Raw genomic sequence first — 15,972 nt, 5'->3', positions numbered from 1 at the left:
ATAAGATATAAAAAACGCTTATATGAAGTTCATACAAGCGTTTTTAGGTTATACTTGGACTATAGTTTTACATTAAAAATCTAACAACACAAGTGTTTATTTACTTCCATTGGCTACTTCCCTCCAGAAGATAGAGATCTTCTGAATCTAATTTAATTTTAGTAGCTTGAACTAAACTTCTTAATTGTGTTGCATTTGTTGCACTTACAATCGGAGACGTAATTGTTGGTTGATGTAACAACCAAGCAATAGCAATTTCGGCACTTGAGGCATTGTGTTTTTTAGAGATACGAGCTAGAGCATCTAAAATATTCAGACCTCGGTCATTGAGATAATGCTCTACCATCATTTTTCTCGCACTTCCTTCTAAATCTTCTTTAGTTTTATACTTACCAGATAAAAACCCACTTGCCAAGGCAAAATAAGGCATTACAGCGATGTTTTCCTTCTTCGCTATCTCAGTATACTCTTTTTCAAATTTTTCGCGATCATATAGATTATAAAGCGGTTGCAAGGCAATATACTTGGTCCATCCTTTTGCTTCTGCTACTTGATTACTTTCAATCAAGCGTTCTGCACTTAAATTAGATGCTCCAAGCGTACGAACCTTTCCTACTTGAATTAATTCCTGATAGGTTCCCATGATTTCTTCTACTCCTATATTGAGGTCGTCGTGATGTGAATAGTATAAATCTACGTAATCGGTGCGTAAACGCTTTAAAGAAGCATCGATTCCATCGATAATTTGTTGACGGGTTAATCCTATTTCCACACCAACCATGCCACCACCAACTTTGGTTGCTAAAACCACGTCCTGTCTTTTATTACTTTCAGCAAACCACTTGCCAATTATGCGTTCTGACTCACCTCCCATATTTCCTTCTACCCAATGGGAATAGCTATTGGCAGTATCAATAAAATTAATGCCTTGCTCGTGTAATTCATCAAGCATACGCAACGAATCCTTTTCGTTTAATGTCCATCCAAATACATTTCCACCGAAACAAATTTCGGAAATAGTAATTTCTTTATTTAAGTGTTTTCTTTTCATATCGCTATTGCGCATTTATTAATTATTATCCTGTTTAGCATTTACTCCCAACATACAAAAAAAAGGGACAGACTACCAACAAAAAAAGGATGGTTATCGCTAACCATCCTTTTATTTATATCTTGAAAATAATTTACTAAAAATTAAATCTCATTGTAAAGTTCCAAGTTCTACCAGCCCCTAACATAACTTCGTTACGAACATCAACACCTTTCCAAGTTGTACTTTCAGGAGTTGCCTCAATGTTAGTTCTTGCAGAAGCAATATACGTTGTATCGAATATGTTGTTTATGTTGAAACGCATAGTTAAAGCATTCTGTTTTGCTTTACCAAGTTCCATACGGTACGATAACCCAGCATCAAATAAGTTGAATGCAGGAAGTTTCATTGAACCATTCTTACCTTCTTCTTTAGCTTCAGTAACTACTAAAGTTCCATAGAAATTATCATTATATCGGTAATTTGCATCAATTTTTAATCCTTTTGCAATTTCGTAGCTAGCTCCTAAATTTGCAATTAACTGAGGCGCACCACCCACTTTTGCACCATCGATGTACAATGTATGTGTTTTGAATCCTGATTCTGGTTTACCTGGCTCATTATAAATTGGTTGATTGGTCTCTTCGTTATAATATGTTCCCGTAACATTTGAACCATAATGCCAATCCCCCCATGAGAAAGATCCTGTAAGAGTTAAACGATCAATAGGATAGTAGATCAAGTCCATTTCCATTCCTGTGTGAATTTGTTCCACTCCTACCAAAGTAGCGTATCCATTAGCATCAATAGCACTTCCATCTGAACCAATATCCTTAACTTTTCCTGTTGCACGCGTCACTCTGTCTTTCCAAGATGTTCTATATAAGTTTAAGTTAGCCCTTAATTTATGGCTTCTATATCCATAACCCGCCTCTAAACCAAATATTTTTTCATTTGTTAAATCAGGATTCAACGTGTTTGTATTGTTTAAATACACTCCATTATTCATAAATGGTTGACGAGAAAAATAACCTGAGTTCACAAATACATTGTGATTTTCATCGATATTATAGTTCGCTCCTCCTTTAATACTTCCTCCTAAAATACTTTCCCAATCTGTTTTATAATCCTCTGCTCCTTGTGCAGTAGAACGATCATAATTAAAATAGTCTACACGTTGCATCCATTGATTAGAAATTGCTCCTTGAACAAAAACAGATAAAGCATCCTTAGAATATTCTACTTGTCCAAATCCGCCTAACCATTTCACATTACCATCATTGTTGAATCCAACCTTTTCTCTATTATTCCAATCCACCCATGGGTTCATTGAAGCTTTTGCGTCGTAAGTTTGACCAACAATATAGTGCTGACCTCCGTTATTTTTATTATTCTTCACATAGAAACCATCAGCTCCCATCAAATTATCCAATACTTGGTAGTGGTATCCTTTGTAAATACGTGCATCTAATCCAAAATCAACGGTCCAGTTTTCATTTACCTTAGCATTCATATTAATAACAGTTCCATACCAGTCATGTGAATTAATACTTGAACGACGAGCCCAACCACCTCTATATGCTTTTGTTTTATTATCGAAATCGGAAACATAATATCCTTGTTGTCCTGGATTATTAGGATCATCCATTAGACTATTACTTGTACCATTACCAATTGGTTTTTTATTTTTGTCAAGTTCTCTCCAATCAGCAATCGTTTCACCTCTATTCCAAGCAGCGATGTCATCAAAACGCATATGCCCATTAGCATCCCTAACTTCTGTACCAAAATCTCTGTACCCATTTGGTCCACCACCAATCGTTCCAGTTCCACCACCACGACCCCAAGAACCGTAAAATACAGTACCTAATGTCCAAGTTTCGTTAATATTGAAGTCATAGTTAATTGACATAACTGGTTTATTGTAGTAGTTCGATTTGAAGTTAAATCTTTCTCCATTATAGAATCCAGTATCTGGGTTAAATCTTTTATTCATTTTCCCATCGTTCCATTTTTGAATATTTTCAATAGAAACTGAAGTAGATCGTTGATCGTGATCTTGTTTAGCTCCAGTAAATGTGAATTGAACATTGTGGCGAGAATCTTTCGATTTGTACCCTAATCCCAAGTAGTAATTATACGCTTCGAATCCCGTTCCTTCAACATATCCGCTTCCTCTAGTATAACCTAATAATACCGAAGCTGATAATCCATTCTCCAATACACCCGTATTGTAAGAAACTAATCCTTTAAAGTAATCGCCTGTACCAACGCTTCCAGAAATTGTACCTCCTTGACGCGCGTCAGAAGTACGAGTTAAAACGTTAATTGTCCCTCCTACTGATGATATTGCGATTTTAGAAGAACCTAAACCACGTTGAACTTGCATAGCAGAAGTAACATCTGATAAACCAGCCCAGTTTGACCAGTACACAGATCCACCTTCCATATCATTAACAGGCATACCGTTAATTAATACAGCTACGTTTCTTTGGTCGAATCCACGAATATTAATATTCGAGTCTCCATAACCACCACCGCCTTTAGAAGCGTAAACCGAAGGCGTTGTGTTTAAAATTTCAGGAAATTCTTGAGAACCCAATTTTTCTTGAATTTCAGCAGCTTTAATTGTAGATACAGCTACTGGTGTTTTACGGTCTTTTGCAACGTCTGCAACACCCATAATAACAATGTCATCCAACATGTTTTCATCTGGGTTTAAAACAATTCTTCCCAAGTTTGCAACTTTATTTGCATCAACTTTAAAAGCAATCGTTTTAGACTGATAACCAATAAAAGAGATAACTATTTCTCCTTTATCGTTATTTACATTTAATGAAAACACGCCATCAGCATCTGTAGATGTACCATTTTGTGTTCCCTTTACAAGTACAGTAGCACCTGGTAAACTCATAGAAAGTTCTCCATCGATAATTGTACCCGTTACTTTGTTTTGTGAAAATGCAGATGTTGACGTAATAATCATTACGAAAAACAACATCCAGTTCTTCAAGTTTCTCATTTTGTAAGTGTAAGTGATAAATTAATTTCCCGACAAATGTACAAAAAGATACTCCTTAAATGTTACCAAATTATTAATTTTAATGTGCAACCCAATTTATTGAATTCTATATGCTTCTATTTTTTAAATAGTAATTCAATAAAAACGCTGTAGAACAATCATGTTTCAATACATTATTCGAAATAATTTCTTGTTGAATATTTTTTGCTAATACCTTGCCATATTCCACGCCAAACTGATCAAAACTATAAATATTCCAGATTACACCTTGTACAAAAGTCTTATGTTCATAAAGCGCAACAAGTGCTCCTAATGATTCTGGCGTTAATTTATCTATTAGAAGTGTATTTGAGGGTTTGTTTCCTGCAAAGGCTCTAAAGTTTTGCGTCAATGGATCCTCATCGGGTTGTTCTTTGCTTCCCTCTTTGCCATTTAACAAAGCCTCTGTTTGTCCAAAAAAGTTAGACATCAATATTGTATGATTGGTATCCTTTTTAGAGAAAGGGTTTACAAAACCAATAAAATCGACTGGTGCTACCTTCGTACCTTGGTGAAACAACTGAAAAAAGGCGTGTTGAACAGAAACACCAACTTCACCCCAGATCAAAGTTCCCGTTTGATACTCAAATGGATTTCCTGCGCGGTTTTTATCCTTTCCATTACTTTCCATAATCATTTGTTGCAAATGAGCCGGAAATTTTTCCAGAAACTGATTATAAGGAACGACTACTTCCGTTTCATAGCCATAAAAGTTATTATACCAAACACTTAATAAGGCACAGATAACAGGCATGTTTTCTCGGAAAGGGGTTGTTCTAAAATGGTGATCCATTTTATTAGCTCCGCGTAATAATTGCTCAAAATTTGGATATCCTATGGCAAGTGCAATCGATAATCCCACGGAACTCCACAAAGAAAAACGTCCGCCTACATACTCCCACATCGGAAAAATTGTAGCCGTACTAATGCCATAGGCTTGTGCTCTTTCCACCTCAGCAGTTACAGCAACTAAATGCAAACCAATCGCGTCTTTTTTTATTTTTGTCAAAAGCCATTTTCGCACTTTATCTGCGTTTAAAACGGTTTCTTGTGTCGTAAACGTTTTAGAAACAATAAGGATTAAAGAGGTTTCTGGATTAATTTTATCTAAGACAGAATACAAATAATCATCATCTATATTAGAAATAAAATGCACATTCAAGTGATTTCTATAATTTTCTAATCCGTGAACGGCCATTTTTGGTCCTAAATCAGATCCTCCTATTCCAATATTAACCACATCTGTAAAAGGCTTACCTGTACTAGAAACATAGCGTCCCTCTACTACTTGGGTTACAAAGTGTTCGATTCGTTCTCTAGTCAAATAGATTTCATCTAAAATGTTCATCCCATCAACCTCTATAGGCACGCCCGGAGTAAAATCGCGTAAAGCCGTATGCAATACGGCTCTATTTTCTGTTCTATTAATTTTCTCTCCTGTGAATAGAGATTCAATTGCTTGTTTTAAATCTACTTCCTCACTTAATTCTAGCAAATAAGATAGCGTTTCTTGGGTAATCTTATTTTTAGAATAATCCAATAAAAAATCTTCGAATTGAATAGTAAATGAGTTCACTCTACTAGAATCTTCTTCAAAAAGATCTTGCATTTTGATAAACTCCATTTGCTTAAAGTGTTCACGTAGTTTACTCCATGCAGCAGTGCTAGTAGGATCTATAGTTTGTAGCATTTTTATTTAATACAGTATTATTTGTTAAATTTCTCTTTAATCACAGTATCTAATTCTGCTTTTAAAGGTTGAATATGCGCTTTAAAAGCGGGTATATCTTTTTTATCCATGGGCTCTGAATTAGGCAAAACTTGTCCTAACGGATCTACTTGAACCCCATTTTTCCAAAATCGATAACAAACATGAGGCCCCGTAGCTAAACCCGTACTTCCAACCAATCCGATTGTTTGTCCTTGTTCTACAAACTGTCCTTTTCTGGCTATGATTTTTGACATATGTAAATATTGCGTCGAATATGTTCCATTGTGTCTTACTTTGACATAATTTCCATTTCCTGCTGTGTATCCTGTTCGTTCAACAACACCTGAAGCCGTAGTCATAATTGCTGTACCCGTAGGTGCAGCATAATCAGTCCCATTATGTGATTTCCATGTTTTTTGAACAGGATGAAATCTACTCTTGGTATATCTCGAAGTAATTCTAAAGAATTTCAAAGGTGCTTTTAAGAACATACTCTTCATTGGACGTCCTTCTTCATCGTAATAATCGATACCTTTCGCTCCTTGTCTTTGATACGGAAAGGAATATAAATCTTTACCTCTATAATTAAAATAAGCCGCTTCTACCTTTGAAATTCCAACATAAACGGTATCGTTAATGTATTTTTCTTCAATAGTAACCGCGAAGCGATCTTCCGGTTGCAGCTTAAAGAAGTCAATAGACCAAGCAAAAATCTGGGACATTCTCGTCGCCAAAGATTGATCGACTCCTTCTTTACTCAAACTCATCGATAAAGACCCATCGATGGTTGAAGCCACTGTTCTTCTTTTTATAGTAACAGGATATGTTTTGGTATAAGCGGTGATACTATCGCGTAAGTCAATAACCTGATAGCCCGAAATATTGGGATGGTAGATAAACGCTGCCAATTTATCAGGGTTATTTTTATATTTTATCAACGTATAAGGTTGCCCTGCGCGTATTCCTTTTACATTGATTGTATCTTTTACTTTGGAAACAATCTCGTGCACATCCGTAGCATTCAGATTATAAGTGCCAAAAATCTTGCCTAGATTATCTCCAGACCGAATCGTATCTTCCGTTACGACATAGTCTTTCAATTTAAAACCATATAACTCGGCTACAATTTCTTCTACTGTATCTTCTTCAGTATCTGTGCTCATTTCCATTTCTGCCTCTTTTTTACAAGCAGCAAAAAGGAGTAGTCCTGTTAACAATATAATAATCTTATACTTCAAAACTTTTCTTTTTCTATTTTAAATCAATCCTTTTCCCCAATTCATTAGTTCTTCTTCTGACCATAAGGCAGGAAAAAATATGCGTTTTTGATATTCAGGTAGCATGTATTTTTTCCAATCACTTCCTCCCGTTGCCTCTTTAGTTACTCCAGTGCTTTCCAAGTACTTAAGTGCCGTTTTATAGTGCCCTATAACCCAGGTTACGTTTACGGTATAATCATAATGTTTCATTGCCTGAATTAATTCTGGCCGTTCTTGTGCTTCTTTTGGAAGTTCAACAAATTTCTGCCATAAATTTGTCTTTTCATAGTCTTTCATTGCTTTAACAAAAGTTTGACTGTATTTCTTTTCAAACGCTCCGAGCAAATAAGATTTTTCTCCAGTATTATAGTTCTTTCCGGCTGCTTGCCAATACATAAACTCTAACGCTTCTTCTTCTGAAATATTTTCCGATAAATCTTTACTATAGCGTTTATCGATTAAATTTATCCAATCCGTTGATGCAAATTCAATCAATCGGTATTGTGCGCTTTGAAAACCACTTGCGGGTGCTAATGTATTTCTAAACTTATTGTATTGTTCGATATCCATTCCATCTCCCATGATACTAAAAGAATTAGTCAACATATCAAAATATCGACTAATTCGCATCAATTTATCTGTAAATATATGAACTTCAATTTGTGTAGTAACGGCTAATTGATCCATTTCCCACAAAATCATTTTAAATAACAATTCATTCACCTGATGATAGAGGATAAACACCATTTCATCTGGATACAAACTGCGTTGAATTTGCAATCCTAAAAGCGCATCCGTTTGGATATAATCCCAATAGGTCAAAGGCTTTGCATAGACCAACCCTTCTAAATGCACTTTGGGATTTTGTCCCATTTTTGTAAACTTTTCTTCTAAACTTTTTATATGTTGAAGCATTAAATCATCCATTATTTTTCAATTTTTAATTTTGAAACAAGCCCTTTATACTCCTCTAAATCTGCTTTTAATGAACCTACGGCCAAACTAGCTTTAATTCGCAAGGGAACTTTATTGGCATCGGCAGATACCCAAACCGTTAAGCTTTCTTTTTCTTTAAAAACACGACCTGCCATTACGTAGGGCCTAAAAGTTAATGCTTTAACTTTACCCCATTTCGTTTTCAATTCTGTCGTTCCTAAGTACAATAATTTAAAACGAAAAATCTCTCCATCAAAAAACATATCTATTTCGATGGATTCATTCTTTTTTAGATTATCTAATTTAGGGTTATTTCTCAAATGATAAAAAGCAGATACAATATCTTGTACTTCTGCAACAATAGGGTAGGTCCCTTCTTTCGATTTCTCGTAATCTTTTACGACGACATTATTTTTCGTATAATCAAAAAAGCCTTCTTGGTTTTTCGTATAACCACCTTCATCTATTTTTCGAATAAAGCGATGCGGTACAACTTGATCTTTCTCAAAATAGCTTTGATAATCATCATAAACCTTGAAGAATACTTTGGAAAGTCCGGTGGTATACCCAATTCCTTTGGCATGGTACATGCTTTTTCCTTTATAGGTAACATCGGATAGCTCTAACTCAGCAATACCTGCGTTTATAATTCCATAGGAAACTCTGAACTTCAGATATTCACCTGCCTTAAAGGCTTTTGGTTTGGTTTGTGCAAAGGAAAGACTCGCACAAAGTAGGAAGGTATAAAAAACAAATACTATTTTTTTCATAGTTAGCTAATTTTATTCAAAAATAAGAAACAAAAAAACCCAGTCAAAAAATTGACTGAGTTTTTATGCTATTAACCAACCAAAAAACTATAAATTATGAAAAATTTATTACACTCAAATAAAGCTTATGACATCTTTATTTTTGCGAGTGCAAATGTATAGTTTTTTATTGATTATTCATATATCCCATGTCTTTTAACCTCACTTTAACTATAACCTATTCAAAATGAAGGTATTTAAGATATTCTTAACTCCAATTATAGGGTCCCTCTTAACTCTTGCTCGCGCTCAATAGATTCAAAAAGCGCCTTAAAATTACCTGCACCAAAGCCTCTTGCCCCCATTCTTTGAATAATTTCGAAGAATAAAGTTGGACGATCTTCAACTGGTTTAGTAAAAATCTGCAATAGGTATCCTTCTTCATCCGCGTCCACTAAGATAGCTAATTTTTGAAGTTCTTTGAGATCTTCTTTCATCATTTCCATATGAACTCCTAAACGAGCTGGAATTGCATCATAGTATGATTGTGGTGGAGCAGATAAAAACTCAACCCCTCTAGCTCTCATTTTCGCAACAGTTGTAAGGATATCATCCGTAGCTACAGCGATATGTTGAACACCTGATCCATTATAGAAATCTAAATATTCTTCAACTTGAGATCTTTTAGCTCCTTCTGCTGGTTCGTTGATTGGGAATTTAATACGCCCATTGCCATTTGACATTACCTTACTCATCAATGCAGAATATTCTGTATTAATTTGTTTGTCGTCAAAAGATAAGAAGTTAACAAATCCCATTACATCCTCATACCATTTCACCCACGTATTCATTTCATTCCATCCTACGTTCCCCACCATATGGTCTACATATTTCAAACCAACTGGTTCTGGGTTATAGTCGCTTTCCCATTTTACGAAACCTGGTAAAAATACTCCGTTGTAGTTTTTTCTCTCTACAAACATGTGAACAGTTTCTCCATAAGTATAGATTCCTGCGCGAACGGTTTCTCCAAATTCGTCTTTTTCAACTACAGGCTCCATATATGATTTAGCACCGCGACTTGTTGTTTCTTCGTATGCACTGCGAGCATCTTCTACCCAAAGAGCAACTACTTTAATTCCATCGCCATGTTTAACGATATGATCGTTTAAAGAAGATTCCGCTGTTAAAGGTGTAGTTAAAACAATGCGGATTTTATCTTGAACTAATACATAAGATGCTCTATCCTTTACTCCTGTTTCTAAACCAGCATAAGCTAAAGACTGGAATCCAAATGCAGTTTTATAAAAATGCGCCGCTTGTTTTGCGTTACCTACGATAAATTCAACGTAATCTGTTCCTAATAAAGGCAAGAAATCTTGCGCTCCTTCAAATATTTTTTCTAAGCCAAATTCAACCGACTTTACTTCTTTACTCATAAAATATAGTTTTTGTTGTTGTTTATTCTTTTTGTTTTTTTTAGTGGTCTAACCACGATTGGTAATATTGCTCATCAGCAATTTTCATGGCCTCTTCCGTAACCATTAACGGTTTGAATGTATCAACCATTACAGCTAGCTCTTCTGTACTCGTTTTACCGATAGATCGCTCAGCAGCACCTGGATGTGGTCCGTGTGGGATTCCAGCTGGGTGCAGTGAAATGTGTCCTGGTGCAATATCATTACGACTCATAAAATCTCCATCTACATAATACAATACCTCATCACTATCAATATTACTGTGATTGTATGGGGCAGGAATTGAATCTGGGTGATAATCGTATAATCTTGGCACAAAAGAACAAACTACAAAACCAGCAGTTTCAAACGTTTGGTGCACCGGAGGTGGTTGGTGAATACGCCCTGTGATTGGTTCAAAATCGTGAATAGAGAAGGCATACGGATAATTATATCCATCATAGCCAACGACATCAAAAGGATGTGTGGCATATACCATCTCAAAGATTTCGTCTTGCTTTCTCAACTTGATTACGAAATCTCCTTTTTCATCGTACGTTTCTAAGTTTTCTGGAAGGCGGATATCTCTTTCGCAAAAAGGAGAATGCTCCATTAACTGTCCAAACCAGTTTCTATATCTTTTAGGCGTATAGAAAGGGTGTTTAGATTCTACGATAAACAGTCGATTATCTTCCGTATCGAAGTCGATTTTATAAATCATTCCTCTTGGCACAACTAAGTAATCTCCGTATTTAAAGGTTAGATTTCCTAAAAAAGTACGCAGTGTTCCAGTTCCTTTATGGATAAAAATTAATTCATCTGAATCGGTGTTTTTGTAGAAATAATCCTCCATAGACTTTTTAGGAGCCGCTAATACAATGGTACAGTCACTATTGGTCAAAACTGCTTTTCGGCTTTCTAAAAAATCATTTTCGGGTTCTACTTGGAATCCTCTCAGTCGGTAAGATTGAATGTTATTTGCTTTCGCAATCTTAGGTGCAACAGAATACTGTTTACGTATTTCTTTCACCTGCGTTGGTCGGTGTACATGGTACATATTGGTTGACATTCCGTCAAAGCCAACGGTACCAAACAATTGTTCATAATATAAGTCACCGTTTTCCTTGCGGAAAATCGTATGACGTTTAGGGGGAATACTCCCTAAGCGATGATATAAAGGCATAATTACTTATAGTTTTAAGGTTGGAAAAAAAATGATATAAGTAAAAGTTTCTCATTCAGGATTTCTCTTGATCAGAAACTTAATGTAAGCCAATAAACCGTCCCATTGTATTTTCATAATATCACAAATATCGAAATAAAATTGATATATCCAACTTTATAACCAAATTTTATTTGCTTATTATTAAAGAACAAGAAGTTAACAAAAATTTATTCTTAATTAAAACCAAAAACCAACGGAGAAAAAAGTATAACTACTTCCGGTATCTGGTGAATAACTGTATTTCACTTCAATAGGACCTATCATTGTTTGCATCCCATAACCAAGTGAATACCCTGAATATTTGGATTTAAAGACCCAGTCAGAACCTGTAAAAATATCTTCTCCTACATTCGCCAAATTAGCTGTAAAGTTGATATGGTGCTTTTTAAAGATTTCATAATCCAAATTGATAGACCCTGTAATATAGGAATTTCCCATAATGCTGAGCAAATCATAGCCAAAAAACGGAATTAGATTATCGCGTTCAGCAAACCCATATCCGCCTAGAAAGTACATAAATCCCATAGAAGGGGTATTTCCGATGGTTGCACCCATTCTGGATCTTAAATCTAGGAATAACTTATCCGTTAGCCCCGTAGCATATCCTACTTGTCCGGTAATGGTTGAGAAATTTTGAAAATTTCTCAAATAATCTGAGGAATAAAAGTAATTTTTATATTCGCCTTTAAACATGAATCCTTTTCTAGGAAAATACTTGTTGTCATAGGTATCAAAAGTAAAATTAGCAAATCCACCTACATAACTACTTTGGTCAAAAGTACTTTCTTTAACCGTTAAGGTATTACTTCTAATATCAAAATAGCGATGTTCTAGTCCTACTGCTAAAAGAAATTTTTGTTGATAAAACGTCTGAAACACCAATCGATTTTCTAAATCCTTATAATTGACATTAAATTTTGAAGGTAAACTACTTAGATCAATTTCTGGTGGTAATTCAAACTTATCACTCTCAAATAATCTTTTAAAACGCAAATCGGTACTAAACTGGTTATATTTGGAATTGATACCCACACTCCAATAAAACCCGTTATCAACAAAGTAGTTAAAATTATAGCGTACATTATCTCCTACGGCAACATCCAAGGAAGCCACATCGCTTTTCATGAGTAAATTCTTCTGTGTCACGTTAATCAACGCGGCAGATTTATACAGTCCATCGTAATGAACCCCCAACTTTAAATAGCGCATGGTAGGATTTTCTACGATATCCAAAACTAGATCATCTCCTCCTTCTACTTTATCGAAGCGATAGGAAATACTGCTAAAGTTATCGGTACCATTAAGTTGATCTATTCCTCGTTCCAAATCAGCAAACGTAATGGAACTATGGGGTTTAAATCCTAATTTACCATGTACATAACGCTGTGTAAAACGCGTTAATCCGTGAATATCAATCGAATTAATATGTAATTTATCGGTGTATTTAGGTACAAATTGTTTTTGTAAAACATTTTTGTTTCCGCCGATTTTTTTTATTTCTTCTAATTGTACCTTAGCCGCCGCCTCACCTCTTTGGATGATTGCTTTACCATCTTCAAAGGAAATTACGGTATACCCCGAGATATCAGGTTTGATATAGATATCGGTTTCTCCAATTTTATTCTTCATCTGGTTGATGGTAGAATAATTTGAGATTTGAAGAAGCACATCTGCTGCACCACTAATCTCATCTATCGACTTGAGTCCATCTTGAACATCAACGCCAATTACAATATCAGCACCTAAAGCTCTTAATTGCTCAATCGGATAATTATTGACAATTCCCCCATCAATAAGGTAAGTTCCATCAATTAAAACAGGAGCAAATAAAGAAGGAAAAGCTCCACTGGCTAAAATAGCTTGTGGTAAGTAGCCAGAATCAATCAAAACTGGTTTACCCGTTTCAATATTTGTAGCTACACATAAAAAAGGAATATTTAAATCGTTAAAATCACGTACATGACGTACATGAGCTAATAATCGATTCATCAAGTTATAGTTATACATCCCTCGCGAAAAAGCTTTAGGTAAACCAATTTTGAATTTATCAAAAGGCAAGCTCAAGGCGTAGATTTCGTCATTTTTCTTTTCATAAAAGGATTTCGAAATACGCGGAATATAATCTCTAATCAAGGCTGTTGCATCTATACTACTAAAAATAGAGTCCAATTCTGTGGCTGTATAACCTGAAGCATATAATCCACCAACAATAGCCCCCATACTCGTACCCGTAATATAATCTACTTGCACGCCTTGTTCTTCCAATACTTTCAGGACACCTATATGAGCTAGTCCTTTTGCCCCACCTCCACTCAACACAACACCAACTTTAGGTCGATCTTCTTCTTGGGCAAAACTCGTACCTGCCGCTATTACTATTGCCATTAATGCTATAATTCTGCGCATAGTTATCCTTTTTATTCTACTAATTTACTTCAAATGTTCCAATAAAACCTTTGTTTTTGCTTTTCCAATGACACTTTCTATTTCTTCTGCCGATGCTTCTCTTATTCTCTTGACCGATTTGAAGTGGTTCATCAATTTTGTTTTGGTCATTTCTCCAATTCCTGGAACCTCATCTAGTTGGCTTGTAATCGCATTTTTACTGCGTTGATTGCGGTGAAAAGTCAACCCAAATCGATGGGCTTCATCTCTAAGGTGAATAATGACTTTCATTGTTTCGGAGCGCTTATCTAAATACAAAGGAAAACTATCTCCGGGATAAAAAATTTCCTCGTAGCGTTTGGCTAAACTGATAATGGGAATCTGCCCCCTTAAACCGAGGTTTTCCAAGCTTTGAACAGCCACACCCAATTGTCCTTTTCCACCATCAATGATAATTAAATCAGGCAAAGGTTGATTTTCTTCTACTAAGCGTTTATATCGTCGAAACACAATTTCCTCCATGGAAGCAAAATCATCGGGTCCTTCAACGGTTTTTACATTAAAATGTCGGTAGTCTTTTTTACTGGGTTTACCATCTTTAAAAACAACACACGCAGCAACAGGATTAGTTCCTTGAATATTAGAGTTATCAAAACACTCAATATGACGTGGTTCTTTAGGCAAACGCAGATCTTTCATCATTTGCTGCATGATGCGATTTACATGACGCTCGGGATCCACAATTTTAATTTGTTTTAACTGATCGACACGATGGAATTTTGCATTGCGTTCCGATAAATCCAATAAGGCTTTTTTATCGCCCACTTTAGGAACAGTAACTTTGATACTTTCTCCTAAGTCTACCTCAAAAGGAACTAAAATCTCTTTGGTCAACAATTCAAATCGACTTCGGATTTCTACAATGGCCAATTCTAACAACTCTTCATCTGTCTCCTCCAATTTCTTCTTCAATTCTAAATTATGAGAACGAATAATTGCCCCATAAGAAACTTGTAAAAAATTCACATAGGCATTTGTTTCGTCTGAAACAATCGAAAAAACATCGATATTTCCAATTTTCGGATTGACAATGGTTGATTTTGCTTGGTAATTCTCAAGCAATTCGATTTTTTCTTTGATTTGTTGTGCTTCTTCGAAACGCATATCAGCCGCTAATTCTAGCATATACGTTTTAAAACCTTTCAAACTTTCTTTAAAATTCCCTTTTAATATATCGCGTATTTCTGCAATCTTCTTATCATATTGTGCCACTGATTCATAAGCTTCACAGGGCCCTCCACAATTGCCAATATGGTATTCCAAACAAACTTTGAACTTTTCACTGCGAATATTTTGTAAGGATAAATCATAACTACAGGTGCGAATGGCGTAGAGTTCTTTGATTAACTCCAACAGCGTACTAACGGTTTTTGAACTGGTATAAGGGCCAAAATATTCCGAACCATCCTTCACCATACGCCGGGTTGAGAATACTCGGGGAAAAGCTTCTTTTTTGATACAAATCCAAGGGTAGGACTTATCATCCTTCAACAATACGTTATAGCGCGGTTGCAATTGTTTAATCAAATTGTTTTCCAACAACAAAGCATCCGTTTCAGTAGGAACGACAATATGTTTAATTCTTACAATTTTCTTTACTAATACATTGGTTTTCGCATTGTCGTGAATTTTATTAAAATAAGAGCTGACTCTTTTTTTTAAGTTCTTTGCTTTTCCTACATACAATATCTTGCCTTCCTTATCAAAGTACTGGTATACTCCAGGTTGATCCGGTAAGGTTTGAATTTGTAACGCCAACTCTTCTTTTACTTGCATTTACATTCTGATTTACCAACAAAATTAAAGCTTAAAATTAGGCAAACAAAAAAGCGATGAAAATTCATCGCTTTTTTCCATATAAATTAATCAATCATAATGGATATTACCCTTTATTCATTTACCCGTTTAAAAAGATAAAGCTAACTATATAACGCCAATTTATTTGCAGGCTGATTTATCAATTAAATTAGTCAAGGCTTAGCCATAAACAATTTTATACTGATCCCCAAAACCAAAACCAGACAAATAACGGCAACCCAAAACCAGGCATACGGAAACACCCAAAAGTTCATCCCTGCCCATAGTAGCAATAACACTGC

General features: G+C 35.4%; 10 protein-coding genes. All 10 read right to left on the bottom strand.

Translation table 11 applies throughout. The annotated features are described in order from the left end of the window. Positions 1–100: 100 nt before the first annotated feature. The gene (locus ACMHJ2_RS01025; RefSeq protein ID WP_413511103.1) at positions 101–1,051 is read right to left on the bottom strand and encodes an aldo/keto reductase; all 951 of its coding nucleotides are present in this window, start codon (positions 1,049–1,051) and stop codon (positions 101–103) included. 136 nt (positions 1,052–1,187) lie between these two features. Next, positions 1,188–4,052, bottom strand: coding sequence for a TonB-dependent receptor (locus ACMHJ2_RS01020; protein WP_413511102.1), 2,865 nt, complete (start codon positions 4,050–4,052; stop codon positions 1,188–1,190). Between the two features lie 106 nt (positions 4,053–4,158). After that, positions 4,159–5,781: a glucose-6-phosphate isomerase gene (gene pgi, locus ACMHJ2_RS01015; RefSeq protein ID WP_413511101.1), complete on the bottom strand. Its 1,623-nt coding sequence runs from the start codon at positions 5,779–5,781 to the stop codon at positions 4,159–4,161. Positions 5,782–5,798: 17 nt separating this feature from the next. Beyond that, positions 5,799–7,040, bottom strand: coding sequence for a peptidoglycan DD-metalloendopeptidase family protein (locus ACMHJ2_RS01010; protein WP_413511100.1), 1,242 nt, complete (start codon positions 7,038–7,040; stop codon positions 5,799–5,801). An 18-nt stretch (positions 7,041–7,058) separates the two neighbouring features. Beyond that, positions 7,059–7,988: a tryptophan 2,3-dioxygenase family protein gene (locus ACMHJ2_RS01005; RefSeq protein ID WP_413511099.1), complete on the bottom strand. Its 930-nt coding sequence runs from the start codon at positions 7,986–7,988 to the stop codon at positions 7,059–7,061. Then, a complete protein-coding gene (locus ACMHJ2_RS01000; protein WP_413511098.1) occupies positions 7,988–8,767 on the bottom strand; it encodes a DUF3108 domain-containing protein in 780 nt (259 codons plus the stop codon). Before ACMHJ2_RS01000 ends, ACMHJ2_RS01005 begins: the two co-directional genes overlap by 1 nt. Before the next feature lie 257 nt (positions 8,768–9,024). After that, positions 9,025–10,185 (bottom strand): 4-hydroxyphenylpyruvate dioxygenase, encoded by a 1,161-nt coding sequence (gene hppD, locus ACMHJ2_RS00995; protein ID WP_413511097.1) that lies wholly within the window; start codon positions 10,183–10,185, stop codon positions 9,025–9,027. Between the two features lie 40 nt (positions 10,186–10,225). Then, on the bottom strand, positions 10,226–11,386 hold the full coding sequence (locus tag ACMHJ2_RS00990; protein WP_413511096.1) for a homogentisate 1,2-dioxygenase: 1,161 nt from the start codon (positions 11,384–11,386) through the stop codon (positions 10,226–10,228). Between the two features lie 219 nt (positions 11,387–11,605). After that, on the bottom strand, positions 11,606–13,834 hold the full coding sequence (locus ACMHJ2_RS00985) for a patatin-like phospholipase family protein (protein ID WP_413511095.1): 2,229 nt from the start codon (positions 13,832–13,834) through the stop codon (positions 11,606–11,608). Between the two features lie 24 nt (positions 13,835–13,858). Beyond that, positions 13,859–15,649 carry an excinuclease ABC subunit UvrC gene (gene uvrC, locus ACMHJ2_RS00980; protein ID WP_413511094.1) on the bottom strand — a complete coding sequence of 597 codons (1,791 nt, stop codon included), beginning with the start codon at positions 15,647–15,649 and terminating at the stop codon, positions 13,859–13,861. Positions 15,650–15,972: the final 323 nt, after the last annotated feature.

The sequence above is a fragment of the Myroides odoratus genome, assembly GCF_965118575.1.
GTDB lineage: Bacteria > Bacteroidota > Bacteroidia > Flavobacteriales > Flavobacteriaceae > Flavobacterium > Flavobacterium odoratum_B.
This window is presented reverse-complemented; position numbering and strand designations above follow the sequence as displayed.

Bases quoted from the DNA above. Each gene is read 5' to 3' on its own strand.
- ACMHJ2_RS00990 (WP_413511096.1), bottom strand. From the start codon at position 11,386: ATGCCTTTATATCATCGCTTAGGGAGTATTCCCCCTAAACGTCATACG.
- hppD (WP_413511097.1), bottom strand. From the start codon at position 10,185: ATGAGTAAAGAAGTAAAGTCGGTTGAATTTGGCTTAGAAAAAATATTT.
- ACMHJ2_RS01025 (WP_413511103.1), bottom strand. From the start codon at position 1,051: ATGAAAAGAAAACACTTAAATAAAGAAATTACTATTTCCGAAATTTGT.
- ACMHJ2_RS00985 (WP_413511095.1), bottom strand. From the start codon at position 13,834: ATGCGCAGAATTATAGCATTAATGGCAATAGTAATAGCGGCAGGTACG.
- pgi (WP_413511101.1), bottom strand. From the start codon at position 5,781: ATGCTACAAACTATAGATCCTACTAGCACTGCTGCATGGAGTAAACTA.
- ACMHJ2_RS01005 (WP_413511099.1), bottom strand. From the start codon at position 7,988: ATGGATGATTTAATGCTTCAACATATAAAAAGTTTAGAAGAAAAGTTT.
- uvrC (WP_413511094.1), bottom strand. From the start codon at position 15,649: ATGCAAGTAAAAGAAGAGTTGGCGTTACAAATTCAAACCTTACCGGAT.
- ACMHJ2_RS01000 (WP_413511098.1), bottom strand. From the start codon at position 8,767: ATGAAAAAAATAGTATTTGTTTTTTATACCTTCCTACTTTGTGCGAGT.
- ACMHJ2_RS01020 (WP_413511102.1), bottom strand. From the start codon at position 4,052: ATGAGAAACTTGAAGAACTGGATGTTGTTTTTCGTAATGATTATTACG.